Annotated in this window: 10 protein-coding genes and 1 pseudogene; 5 read left to right on the top strand and 6 right to left on the bottom strand. The window is 62.2% G+C overall.

Translation table 11 applies throughout. The annotated features are described in order from the left end of the window. Window positions 1–389: 389 nt before the first annotated feature. From CSQ91_RS29410 to CSQ91_RS14700, 4 genes and pseudogenes are all read left to right on the top strand, one after another. A pseudogene (locus tag CSQ91_RS29410) lies at window positions 390–689 on the top strand (hypothetical protein); the annotation flags it as partial. Between the two features lie 201 nt (window positions 690–890). Then, window positions 891–2,435 carry an O-linked N-acetylglucosamine transferase, SPINDLY family protein gene (locus CSQ91_RS14710; protein WP_257217359.1) on the top strand — a complete coding sequence of 515 codons (1,545 nt, stop codon included), beginning with the start codon at window positions 891–893 and terminating at the stop codon, window positions 2,433–2,435. Beyond that, on the top strand, window positions 2,432–3,373 hold the full coding sequence (locus CSQ91_RS14705) for a UDP-glucuronic acid decarboxylase family protein (protein ID WP_070281287.1): 942 nt from the start codon (window positions 2,432–2,434) through the stop codon (window positions 3,371–3,373). The genes CSQ91_RS14710 and CSQ91_RS14705 overlap by 4 nt, the downstream gene beginning before the upstream one ends. After that, on the top strand, window positions 3,370–4,581 hold the full coding sequence (locus tag CSQ91_RS14700; protein ID WP_099388814.1) for a class I SAM-dependent methyltransferase: 1,212 nt from the start codon (window positions 3,370–3,372) through the stop codon (window positions 4,579–4,581). Before CSQ91_RS14705 ends, CSQ91_RS14700 begins: the two co-directional genes overlap by 4 nt. 90 nt (window positions 4,582–4,671) lie before the next feature. Here the strand turns inward: CSQ91_RS14700 and CSQ91_RS14695 are convergent, their stop codons facing one another. The 4 genes from CSQ91_RS14695 to CSQ91_RS14680 all read right to left on the bottom strand — a co-directional run bounded on the left by CSQ91_RS14695 (window position 4,672) and on the right by CSQ91_RS14680 (window position 9,241). Continuing rightward, window positions 4,672–6,255 (bottom strand): diguanylate cyclase, encoded by a 1,584-nt coding sequence (locus CSQ91_RS14695; protein ID WP_070281285.1) that lies wholly within the window; start codon window positions 6,253–6,255, stop codon window positions 4,672–4,674. Between the two features lie 201 nt (window positions 6,256–6,456). Beyond that, entirely contained in the window at window positions 6,457–7,104 is a 648-nt protein-coding gene (locus tag CSQ91_RS14690; protein WP_034753998.1) for a response regulator, read from the bottom strand. A 23-nt stretch (window positions 7,105–7,127) separates the two neighbouring features. Beyond that, a complete protein-coding gene (locus tag CSQ91_RS14685; protein WP_257217357.1) occupies window positions 7,128–8,636 on the bottom strand; it encodes a sensor histidine kinase in 1,509 nt (502 codons plus the stop codon). Between the two features lie 17 nt (window positions 8,637–8,653). After that, window positions 8,654–9,241, bottom strand: a complete 588-nt coding sequence (locus tag CSQ91_RS14680) for a hypothetical protein (RefSeq protein WP_099388813.1) — start codon at window positions 9,239–9,241, stop codon at window positions 8,654–8,656. 115 nt (window positions 9,242–9,356) lie between these two features. On the opposite strand from CSQ91_RS14680, the gene greB reads away from it, so the two are divergent. Beyond that, entirely contained in the window at window positions 9,357–9,923 is a 567-nt protein-coding gene (greB, locus tag CSQ91_RS14675) for a transcription elongation factor GreB (RefSeq protein WP_034787078.1), read from the top strand. A 55-nt stretch (window positions 9,924–9,978) separates the two neighbouring features. On the opposite strand, the gene CSQ91_RS14670 is transcribed toward greB, so the two are convergent. After that, a complete protein-coding gene (locus CSQ91_RS14670; protein WP_099388812.1) occupies window positions 9,979–12,261 on the bottom strand; it encodes a RelA/SpoT family protein in 2,283 nt (760 codons plus the stop codon). Window positions 12,262–12,342: 81 nt separating this feature from the next. Beyond that, complete coding sequence (gene rpoZ, locus CSQ91_RS14665) at window positions 12,343–12,546, bottom strand: DNA-directed RNA polymerase subunit omega (protein ID WP_010400723.1); 204 nt, start codon at window positions 12,544–12,546, stop codon at window positions 12,343–12,345. Window positions 12,547–12,567: the final 21 nt, after the last annotated feature.

Raw genomic sequence — 12,567 nt, 5'->3', positions numbered from 1 at the left:
ATTCACGTTGGTCTGCCTCTGTACTTTGAAGCAATCAAACCGTCGTTGTAATGTTTATCGGTGGCTGCCTGAAAAAGTTGATAGGGAAAAACATTCTTTATTTTATTTTTTTACCCTCATTTTTCCGTACCGCGGCACGCTAGACGACAGAGGCGGGAAAAACTTGAGGGTGGAAAAATGTTTATTTTCATTATTTTGCACGCCTGCTTTACTTGTCCATCAGTCATGCCAGTCTGCCTCATCATTCTGCAAAGCATCTATTAGCCGCCCCTTTCCCCCCGTGCTCGTCGTCTTGGCGCATGGCATAGCTGGTAATATTGTTACCAAATTGCACATTCCGCCTGCCGTGGCTGTCGTGGCAGCGCGATCTGGCCTAACCTCGAGCTTTTATGATAACGACTGATATGGACGCAAACAGCTCCGCCGCCGCGCCGCTGTCGCAAGACGTGACACAGACCATCAATGCGGCGTTGGACATGGCGCAGCAGCATTTGCGTGATGGCGAACTGGACATAGCTGCACAACTGTTTTTGGCTGTCCTGGAATTGGCGCCGCAGGAACCATTTGCCAATCGGCAGCTTGGCTTGCTGTCCATGCGGGTCGGCGATGCGGCTGCTGCCGTGCCTTATTTTGCTGTCGTGCTGGGCGCGCACCCGGACCAGGCCACGAGTTGGCTCGATTATATTGAAGCACTGATAGTGGCCGGGCAATATGAAACAGCCCAGCAAATGTTGACGCTCGGGCGCCAGCATGGCCTCGACAGCCTGGACACCGACCGCTTGCAGCAGGAATTGATCGCGCGTATGAATGGCGTGCCAGGGCCTATCGCATTGCCACCGCCTGAGCCAGAAAATGTGTCCGCCCCTTCTGAGAGGCCACGCTCGGAAGCCATGACGATATTGTTCGATCAGCAACGTTATCCGGAACTGGAGCGCGAGGCGCGCGCGTTGACCCGCCGTAAGGAAAATGACGGCGTGGCCTGGAAGATGCTTGGGCTTGCCTTGTTGATGCAGGGGCGCCTCAGGCCTGCCTTGCCATGCATGCAGAAAGCCGTCCGATTATTGCCACGCGATGTGGAAGTGCAGAACAATATGGGGCTGGTCTTGCAGGAGCTGGGGCGGCTGGGCCCCGCTGAGCTCAGCTATCGCCGGGCGATCACCATGATGCCCGAGTTTTTCAGTGCCCATAGCAACTTGTTGATGCTGCAAAGCTACAGTGCCATGAGTGCCGCCGGCCGCCATCTGGCCGAAGCCAGGCGTTACGGTAAAGCGGTGGCTTCCTGTGCCAGCAAGCCTTTCAAAACCTGGTCGTGCCGGCGCGATGCCGCGCGCTTGCGCATCGGCGTCGTCTCGGGCGACCTGCGCAAGCATCCGGTCGGGTATTTTTTGGAAGGCATGTTGGCATCGCTGAACACGCGGCGAGTCGAACTGATTGCCTATCCCACCGTGATCAAGGTGGATGACTTGACGGACCGCCTCGCTCCTTATTTTTCCGCATGGCGCCCCATTGTCGACAAGACAGATGAAGAGGCCGCGAAAATGATCGAAGCCGATGGCGTGCATGTCTTGCTCGACCTGGCCGGCCATACTGCCGATAACCGCCTGCCGCTGTTTGCCTGGCGGCCCGCCCCCGTGCAAGCTACCTGGCTCGGCTATTTCGCCACGACGGGCGTGCAGCAGATGGATTATCTGCTGGGCGACCGCTTCGTCGCGCCGCTGAAAGAGAGCGGGGCGTTCACGGAAACGCTGTGGCATATGCCGGACAGCTATTTGTGTTTCAGCCCGCCAGCCTTCGATATTCCCGTCAGCCCCTTGCCCGCCCTGGAAAACGGCTTTGTCACGTTTGCCTGCTTCAATAAACTGAACAAGATGAATGATGGCGTGGTGGCCGTGTGGGCCAGGGTGCTACACGCCGTGCCTGGTTCCCGACTGTTCCTGAAAACATTGCAATTGACTGACGCTGGCGTGTGCAGCCGCACCCTCGCCCGTTTTGCCGCCCATGGCATAGGCGCCGAACGCCTGCGCCTGGAAGGCTCCGCGCCGCGCGCCGAGCTGCTGGCCGCCTACCAGCAAGCCGACATCGTGCTCGATCCCTTCCCGTATCCAGGCGGCACCACCAGCATGGAAGCATTATGGATGGGTTTGCCCATCGTCACGCGTTGCGGCGAATGCTTCCTGTCTCACCTGGGCGAGTCGGTCATGCACAATGCGGGCTTGCCAGACTGGATCGCCGCGGACGACGAGGAATATGTGGCCATCGCGGCCCGGAAAGCCGGAGACCTGGCGCAGCTGGCGGCCCTGCGCGGCGGCTTGCGCGCCCAGGTACTGGCCTCGCCCCTCTACGATGCGCCCCGTTTTGCCCGCCATTTCGAAGACGCCATGTGGGGCATGTGGCAGGCGCGGATGGCTGTGATTGACAACGCAGGAGAACAATGATGGCCCGTACCACCCTGATTACCGGCGGCGCCGGCTTCCTCGGCTCGCACCTGTGCGACCGCATGATCGCCGATGGCCACGATGTGTTGTGTGTGGATAATTTCTACACGGGCAGCAAGGACAATATCCGCCACCTGCTGGGCCACAAGCGCTTCGAGCTGCTGCGCCACGACGTCTGGCTGCCGCTGTACGTGGAGGTGGACCGCATCTATAACCTGGCGTGTCCGGCCAGCCCCGTGCATTATCAGAACGACCCCACCTCGACCACCAAGACCTCGGTGCTGGGCGCCATCAACATGCTGGGCCTGGCCAAGCGCAAGCGCGCTCGCATCCTGCAGGCGTCCACCTCGGAAGTATATGGCGACCCGCAAGTGCATCCGCAACGCGAGGATTACTGGGGCCACGTCAATCCGATCGGCCCGCGCGCCTGCTACGATGAGGGCAAGCGCTGCGCCGAAACCCTGTTCTTCGATTATCACCGCCAGTCGGCCGTGGATATCCGCGTCGTGCGCATCTTTAACACCTATGGCCCGCGCATGCATCCGAACGATGGCCGCGTGGTCAGCAACTTCATCGTGCAGGCGCTGCGCGGCGATCCGATCACCCTGTACGGCGATGGCCAGCAGACGCGCTCGTTCTGCTATGTCGACGACTTGATCGAAGGCATGGTGCGCATGATGAACCAGACGCAGGAAATCGGTCCCATGAACCTGGGCAATCCCGCCGAATTCACCATCCGCGAACTGGCCGAGCTGGTGCTGCGCCTGACGGAGTCGAAAAGCGAACTGGTCTTCCGTCCCTTGCCGGCCGACGATCCCGTGCGCCGCCAGCCCGACATCGCCAGGGCGCGCGCCGCCCTGGAATGGGAGCCGACGGTGAGCCTGCATGATGGTTTGAAAGAAACTATTGCCTATTTCAAGAAAGTGATCTTCGCATGAAACAGCAATTGCTCCCGGCAGTGTGCCCGGTCTGTGCCCACACGGTGGCGGCAGCGTTTTTCGACGGCGGCCAGCAAGCCCTGGCTACCCTGGGCTGGCCGGCCAGTGCGGCCGAAGCGCAGGCAATGGCCGTGCAGCCACACGATTTCGTGCAGTGCCCGCAGTGCACCCACGTATGGAACCGCGCGTTTTCCTATGACGCCATTCCCTATCAAAACAATCCTAACCGCATGTTCAACAAGGGCGGTATCTGGAAAGGCCACCTGGCCGATACGCGCGACGTGCTGCTGGCCCAGTTGCCGGCTTCGCCGACGGTGATCGACATCGGTTGCGGCGAAGGCCATTTCGTGCGTGCGCTGGCCGATGCCCGTAGCGAGCAGGGGCGGTTCATCGGCTTTGATCCGAACGCCACGCCGGAAACGGGCCGTGGCGTGGAGTTTCACGCGCGCTATTTCCAGCCGCTGCAGGACGTGCCCGAATTCGCGCCCGATGCGCTGGTGATCCGCCATGTGCTGGAACACCTGACCGACCCCGCTTCGCTGGTCGAGCAGATGGCGTGGGCCGCTTCTCGCTCCGACAAACCAATCTGGCTGTTTGCCGAAGTGCCGTGCATCGACAGGGTCTTCGCCACGGGCCGCCTGGCCGATTTCTTCTATGAGCACATGTCGCATTTCACGACGGAATCGTTCCGTACCCTGATGCAGCGCGCAGGCGAAGTGGTGCAACTGGCGCATGGCTATGACGGCGAAGTGGTGTATGCGCTGGTGCGCCTGCAGATTCCGAAGGCGCTGCGCGACCAGGCGCGCCACAGCAATGCGTTTGCCGTTGCCGCTCAGCGCAGCCGCAAGACCATTGCCGCCCAGCTTGACACCCTGGCCACGGGCGGCCAGCGCGTGGCCATCTGGGGAGGTACGGGCAAGGCCGCCGCCTTCATGCATCAGTTCGGCGCCGATGCGCAGCGCTTCCCGCTGGTGGTCGATTCCGATCCCGACAAGGCCGGCACCTTTGTGCCGGGCCTGGGCCAGGAAATCGTCTACCGCGACGTGCTGAAAACAGCGCCCGTCGACGTGGTCATCATCCCCACGCAATGGCGCGCGCGCGATATCGCGGCGGAAATGGCGCGCGAGGGCATTATCGCCAAGTCCATCTTGATTGAGCACGAGGGTGGCTTGATCGACTTCTTTGCTGACGAGCATCCTTACCGCTGATGCTCCCCGCCAGGTGCCCAGCTGGCGCCGGAATGCAAAAATGCCGCTCGATGAGCGGCATTTCTATTGGCGCGTACCGTTTGAAGTGGCTCAGTCCGCCACCACCACCCGATTCTTGCCCGTCTGCTTGGCCTGGTACATGGCGCGGTCGGCGCGCTTGACCAGTTCGGCCTGGTCTTCGTTGGGCAGGCGCAGGGCCACGCCGGCGGAAAAGGTGATCAAGACCTTTTCGTTGTCGTGCAGGAAGAAATGCCGGGTCAGCTCGCGCTGCAAGCGCGTCATCGTCGATGACGCCGCCTCGACCGTGGTTTCCGGCAACAGGATGAGGAATTCCTCGCCGCCGAAGCGGGCGATGACGTCCATCGAGCGCAGGGTTTCCTTGACGATCTTTACCAGGTGTTTCAGCGCCGCATCGCCGGCCAGGTGGCCATAGGTGTCGTTCAGGCGCTTGAAATCGTCCAGGTCCAGCATGGCGATGCACAGCGGCGTGCCACGGCGGTCGGAACGGGCCGTCTCGCGCTCGAACACGTCGTCCAGGCCACGGCGGTTCAGGCTGCCCGTCAGCTGATCTTCCCGCACCAGTTCGCTCATATGCTGGAGCTTCGCTTCCAGGGTGTGGATGCGCTGTTCCGCATCCTGCACTTCCTGGCGCGCCAGCACCATCTTGTCGCGCGCGCGCAAGGCTTCGTTCTGCACCATGCGCGTTTCGCGCAAGACTTCGTCGAGCACGCTGTTCAGTTCGCTGATATTTTCCGCCTGGCTGATCTTTTCCGAATAGCCGCCGATCTTTTCATGGAAGTCGCCCGTGCTGGCCGCCACTTGCCCCAGGCGGTCGATGAAGGTCATCATCATGTTCTTGACCGTCAGCTTGACGTCGGACAGGCTGTGCTTGAGCTGGCCTTGCTTGTAGATGACTTCCTTCAGGCTGCGCGTGGCGTCTTCCAGCGCGCGCTGGTCGAGCGGGCCGGCGATCAGGTTTTGCACGGCATCGACCTGGCCGCGCAGCCAGCTGTCGTCGTCGAGCAACTGGCTGACGTTATCCAACAGCAACTTGAACAGGCGCAGCAGCAATTCCTGCTGTTCGGCCGTGTCGCCGCTTTTCAATTCGATCTGGTAGCACAGCTGTTTCAGGCGCAGGGCCGCTTCGTTCAGCGCTTCTTCCGTGTGGGCCAGCTTGATGGCCGCGCCCAGCGATTCGGCCTCTTCCACCAGCGCGGGCGTTCCCGTCAGCAAGGTGGCGACGGCAAAGCCCAGGGTGCGGCTGAGCAATTCGCGCAGGGTGCGCGTCTGTTCGCCGTCCGGCAGGGGCGGCAATTCGATGCCGCCGCCTTTCTTGACCTGTTTTTCCGCCAGTTGTGCCAGGGTGCGCGCATAGCTGTCCCAGTCGCGTGCTTTCAGGGCGCGCTGGAAGCGCCGGCCAAAGTCGCCCAGTTCGCCTGTCGATTCGCTCATCTTGGCGGCAAACTGCGTCAGGACGTTTTCCGCGCCGCTTTCCGCGCCTTTTTCTACATTGGCGCTGGCGGCCAGCACGGCTCCCGGCGCGGCAGGGCTGTCCGCCGGTTCGCTGATGCCGGCGATTTCATTGTAGATATCGCGGTAGGCGCTCGGCGTGGGGGCGATGCGGCGGGTGGCCAGGCGGCGAAACGCTTCGCGGGCGATATCGGCCGGGTTCATCGCCGCAGCGGCGGCGGTATTCGTGGCGCCAGCGGGAGCGCTTGCTGGTGAAGATGGCAATTTACTGGACATGTAGGCACAGCCTTTTTAGATATTTCTCATTATCCTCATGATATGCGAGTTGGCAAAGAACTTATTGTGCGAGAAGCAAGGAGAAGTCCTGTCAATTCGCCCGATGCCAGCATGCATGCCGCTTTGCCGTCAATCCACCAGCTGGTTGCGGATGGCGTAATGTGTCAGTTCGGCACTGTTCTTGAGTTTCATCTTGACCAGCAGGCGGGCGCGGTATTCGCTGACGGTTTTCACGGACAATTTCAGCTCTTCGGCGATGGCGCCCACGGCCTTGCCCGAGGCGATCATGACCAGGGTCTGGTATTCGCGGTCCGACAGGGTGTCGTGCAAGGCCGTTTCGTGGTCTTCGCCCACCGTGTTGGCCAGTTCCTGCGCCAGCGAGGCGCTGATGTATTTCAAGCCCTGCGCCACCTGGCGGATGGCCGTGACCAGCTCGCGCGGCGCGCTCTGTTTCGTCAGGTAGCCGGCCGCGCCCGCCTTGAGCGAACGGATGGCGTACTGGTCCTCGCGGTGCATGGAAAGCATCAGCACGGCCAGTTCCGGCTTTTCCTTCTTGATCTGCTTGAGCACCTCGATGCCGCTGCGGTCGGGCAGGGAGATGTCTAGCAGCAACACCTGGCATTTCGAGCCGCGGAACAGTTTGATGGCGTCGTGGCCATTTTCGGCCTCGCCGGCCACGATGATGTCCTTCGTATCGGCGAGGATTTGCTTCAAGCCCTCGCGCACGATCGCGTGATCGTCGGCGATAAATACCCGGATGGTGGCTTTTTCTTTCATGACTGCGTTGTTTCCTATCTAATTCACCCACTGGCCGCTTCTGGTGGCGGCCCGCTGTGCGCGGGCGCACTGGCTGCAGCCGCTATTATCGCCTCTCGTGGCGTGGTCAGCCGGATTTTTATGCTGAGGATGGTGCCGCCGTCCGGCCCGTCCATCAGGCTCAGGGTGCCGCCCAGCGCGCTGGCGCGTTCGGCCATGCCGCGGATGCCGAACGATTGCGGCTTGGCTCGGTCGGACAGGCGCATGCCGACGCCGTTGTCGGCGATGGTCAGGCGCAGATGCTGGCGCTGCCGGGCCAGGCGCACGCTGACCTTGCTCGCCTGCGCATGCTTGGCGATATTCGTCAGCGCCTCCTGGGCGATGCGAAACAGGCTGGTCGCCTGGTCCAGCTCCAGTTCGATGTGCTGGCGGTTCGACATGAACTGGCATTCGATGCCGGCCTGGCGCGCGAATTCCTTCACTTGCCAATCCAGCGCGGCGACCAGGCCCAGGTCCAGCATGGAGGGGCGCAAGTCCAGCGAAATGCGGTGCACGGCGTCGATGCTGCGGTCGACCAGGGCATCGACATAGTCGGCCTTTTCCTGCAGCAGCGGGTCGTCCGGCGGCAGGCGGCGTGCCAGCATGGCCAGCGCCATCTTGATCGCCGTCAGATTGCCGCCCAGGTCATCGTGCAGTTCGCGGGCCAGGCGCGTGCGTTCGTGTTCCTTGACCTTGTCGATATGCGCAGTCAGCTCGGCCAGGCGGGCGCGCGACTGGCGCACCTCGATCTGTTCCAGCCGGCTTTCCGTGATATTCGTCATGATGCCTTCCCACTGCACCGTGCCGTCGGCCAGCGCGCGCGGCGTGGAGCGCAGGTTGATCCATTTGACGTCTTTCCAGGCATCGATCCAGATGCGGCCTTCCCAGTTCCAGCTCCACAAGGCGTTTTTTGAGGCCTGCATCGATTCCAGATACGAGGCGCGATCGTCGGCCAGTATCAATTGATAGAACAGTTCCGGACGCGCATGCAGCAGTGCCGGCCCCAGGCCCAGCAGGGCCTGGCAGCCGTCGCTCAGGTAGGCAAAGGATGCCCGTCCATCCGCATGCAGGCAGAACTGGTACACGAGGCCAGGCGTATTCGAGACGATGGCGTTGAAGCGCGACTGCACCTGCGCCAGGGCGGCCGCCGTCGCCTGCGGCGTGTGCAAGTCTTCGCCCTCGGCCAGGAGCAGGGCGCGTCCCTGGCGGCTGGCGCGCGACAGTTGCAGGCTGAGCGAATACAGGCTGCCATCGCGGCGGCGCTGCTGTACATGCAGCCGGGCTTGCGCGCCGATGCTGTCGTCCAGGGCCGCCAGCACGGCGGCCAAGTGCTGCGCGTCCAGCTGCGGCGCCAGCGTGAACGGCGTCATCGCCAGCAATTCCTGGCGCGTGTACTGCAAGTTGTCGCAGGCGGCGTCGTTGGCATCGAGCAATTGCAAGCTGGCAGAGTCGTACAGGTAGATTTCCGGCGCCGCCGCGCGCATGGCGGGGGCCAGCTGGAGAGTGTCGTGCATGGAGTCGTCTTTCTTCATCAGCGGCGGGCGCGCCAGAAGGCGGCGAAGCGGCGCAGCACTCTGGCTGGGCGGGAATTATGCCGGCCTGGCGTGCCCTTGCGCAAGCGTTGCCACCAAGCACGGCGGGCGCGGCCCAGCGCGGCCGACAGGCGGCTGATCCTGCGCCACGGACGCGTGGCGCGCAGGCGGGCGATCCAGCGGTCCTTGGTTTCCATGAACAGGCCATGCCAGCGCGCAAACCACGGCAAGGTCAGCAGAGTGGGGCGCGTCAGGCTGTACAGGCGGGCCACGGCGGCCGCGCCGCCCAGCTTGGCGATGACGATCACGCCGATGCCGGAAAACGCATGGCCGCGCGCGATCGCCAGCAGGGCCAGCAGCTTGACGGGTAACAGCAGCACGGCTGGCAGCACGAAGATGGCCAGCGCCCAGTACGGCGGCAGGCGCCTGATCCACGCTTCCAGTGCATGCAGGGGCGGAAATTGCGCCACCACCTGCATGATGCGCGCGCCCGTCGCCCACAGCCATTCCTCGATCAGCAGGAAGATGGCGGCCAGGTAGACCAGCGGCGCGAACAGCCAGCGCCTGACTCTGTAGAATTTTTTCATCCGTCTCCGTGTGCGGCGCAGGTTTGCCGCGATTGCCACGATGATACGTCAAAAAAGCCCGTCTGCCCCCGCATCCCGTGTGCCTGCGGGTCCCTGGCGGGGCTACAATAGGCAGATGAATAAAGCCTTTGTAAAAGAATCCGACAACGACGACGATGAAGAAGCGGCCGCGCTGGCGCTGGCCATTCCCGCCGGCGCCAAGAACTACATCACGCCGGCCGGTTACCAGCGCATCAAGGATGAGCTGCTGCAGCTGATCGACGTCGACCGTCCGGAAGTCGTGCGCATCGTCCATTGGGCGGCGTCGAATGGCGACCGTTCGGAAAATGGCGACTATATCTACGGCAAGCGGCGCCTGCGCGAAATCGACCGCCGCATCCGCTTCCTGACCAAGCGCATGGACCTGGCCGCCATCGTCGACCCCAGCGTGCACCATGGCAACGACCAGGTGTTTTTCGGCGCCACGGTAACTTACCGCACCAGCGACGGCGAAACGCACACCATCACCATCGTCGGCATCGATGAATTCGACCCCCTGAACGGCAAGATCAGCTGGGTCTCGCCCATGGCCCGCACCATCACCAAGGCGCGCGAAGGCGACGTGATCACCCTCACCACGCCGCTGGGCGAGCAGGAACTGGAGTTGCTGGAAGTGACGTATCCGGCGCCTGGGGAGACTTGAATTGATGTGTTCCGCATGAAAAAACGGCTGGGCAGAGAATCTGGCCAGCCGTTTTCTAGTTGCGTTCGCGCAATATCCTATTGACCCCGGCGACGCGGCGCACATTGCGCAGCAGGGCGGCCAGGTGGACCCTGTCCTTGACTTGCACGGTGAAGCGCAGCTGGTCGAGGACGTTGTCCTTGTCTTCGTCCATACCGACATAGATGATGTTGGCGTCGGACTCGCCGATTTCGGCGGCCACGCGGGCGAGGATGCCCCGTTCGCTGTTGATCAGCACCTTGATGCGGCAGTCGAAGCGACGGTTCAGTTCGGTTCCCCAGCGCACGGCGATCCAGCGGTCCGGTTCCTTGGCGCGCTGGCGCTTGGCTTGCGAGCAGTCGCTCGTGTGTACCAGCAGCCCCTGGTCGCGGCGCAGCTGGCCGATGATCTGGTCGCCCGGGATCGGCAGGCAGCATGGCGCCAGCTGTACCGAAACGCCTTCGCTGCCGCAGATGGTGACGGGGTCGAGTTCGCTGCCGCTATTGTGTTCCACCGGCATGCTGGCTGCTTCGCCGCCGATCAGGCCGAAGATATGGCGCGCCACCAGGGTGGCCATGCGCTTGCCGATGCCGATGTCCGCGTACAGCTCGTCCATGGAATTGGCGCTCGATTCGTTGAGCAGGCGTTCGATCAATGGCGCCGGCAGGTCGGCGTCGATGTTCAGGGTGTGCAGCGCCTGCGACAGCAATTGCTGACCCAGGGCGATCGATTCGGGCAGGTTGATCGTGCGCAAATGGTGGCGGATGGCCGAACGGGCCTTGCCTGTACGCACGAATGACAGCCAGGTCGGGCTGGGGCGCGACGAGGAATCGGTGATGATCTCGACAATGTCGCCATTGTGCAACTCTGTGCGCAGGGGCGAGGTTTCGTTGTTGATCTTGACAGCCACGGTCTGGTCGCCGATGCCCGTATGGATCGAGTAGGCGAAGTCGATGGCCGTGGCGCCGCGCGGCAGGGCGATGATCTTCGATTTCGGCGTAAATACGTAGACGGAATCGGGGAACAGGTCGACCTTGACGTGTTCGAGGAATTCGGCCGAGTCACCCGTCTGCTGCTGGATGTCGAGCAAGGATTGCAGCCACGCATGGGTGCGCTGCTGCAGATCGGACGGGTTCGATTCGCCGCTCTTGTACAGCCAATGCGCCGCTACGCCGGATTCGGCCGTGCGGTGCATTTCCTGGGTGCGGATCTGGAATTCGACGGGCGTGCCGTAGGGGCCGATGACGGTCGTGTGTAGCGACTGGTAGCCGTTCAGCTTGCGAATCGCGATGTAATCCTTGAACTTGCCCGGCATGGGCTTGTACAGGCTGTGCAGGGTGCCCAGGGTCACGTAACAGTCGGCAAAGCTGCCGACCACCACGCGGAAGCCGTACACGTCCAGCACTTGCGAGAACGACAAATGCTTGCTGCGCATCTTCTTATAGATGTCGTACAGGGTCTTTTCGCGGCCAGTGACGTCGGCCTCGAGCTCGGCCATGGACAGGGTGCTTTTCACCGCTTCCATGATCTTGTTGACTACTTCGCGCCGGTTGCCGCGCGCCGCCTTGACGGCTTTCGCCAGGGTGCGGTAGCGCATCGGGTACAGGTGCGAGAACGACAGATCCTGCAGCTCGTGGTAAATATTGTTCAGGCCGAGGCGATGCGCGATCGGCACGTACACTTCCATGGTCTCGCTGGCGATGCGGCGCTTTTTTGCCGCCGTCATGAAATCCAGCGTGCGCATATTGTGCAGGCGGTCGGCCAGCTTGATGAGGATCACGCGCACGTCGGACGCCATGGCCAGCAGCATCTTGCGGAAGTTTTCCGCCTGCGCTTCGATCTGGCTCTGGAATTCGATCTTTTCCAGCTTCGACAGGCCGTCGACCAGGTGCGCCACGGGTGCGCCGAAGCGCTCGATCAATTCATCCTTCTTGACGTCCTGGTCTTCCATCACGTCATGCAGCAGGGCGGCCATGATGGCTTGCGCGTCGAGCTTCCAGTCGGCGCAGATTTCGGCGACGGCGATCGGATGCGAGATATACGGCTCTCCCGAGCGGCGCATCTGGCCCAGGTGCATTTCGTCGGAGAAGCGGTAGGCTTCCTTGACTTTTTTCAGGTCGGCAGGGGAAAGGTATTCGGTCAGCTTGTCGGCCAGGTGGCTGACGGAGGCCACGCCCAAGGCGGGTGCTGGCGGTGCTGCGGGGGTGTTGCTGCCGGACGTGCCGGTGCCGGGCGCGGAAGCGCCCTGCGATTTTGCCGCCTGGCGCGAGGCCAGGGACGGCAGTGCTGCGGAAGTCGTGTCGGCTGGGGTCAGACTCATAAAACGTCGCGTTGCTTCACAGTGTGAATAAAGGATACGGTAGAACCAGGGGTCAGCACTGTTCCGGCACGCGGCTTCCCACTACATTGGGACCTTTTTCAGCATTTCGATGCCGACTTTACCGGCAGCGATTTCACGCAGTGCGACAACGGTAGGCTTGTCCTTGGCTTCCACCTTTGGGGTGTGGCCTTGCAACAACTGACGTGCGCGATAAGTCGCAGCCAGGGTCAGCTGAAAACGGTTAGGGATCTGCTTCAGGCAATCTTCGATTGTGATACGGGCCATAGTAACTCCTAAATTTTATGC

Source organism: Janthinobacterium sp. BJB301 (assembly GCF_002735685.1).
Lineage (GTDB): Bacteria > Pseudomonadota > Gammaproteobacteria > Burkholderiales > Burkholderiaceae_D > Janthinobacterium > Janthinobacterium lividum.
The sequence above is the reverse complement of the archived record's forward strand: the minus strand, read 5'-3'. Positions and strand labels throughout refer to the sequence as shown.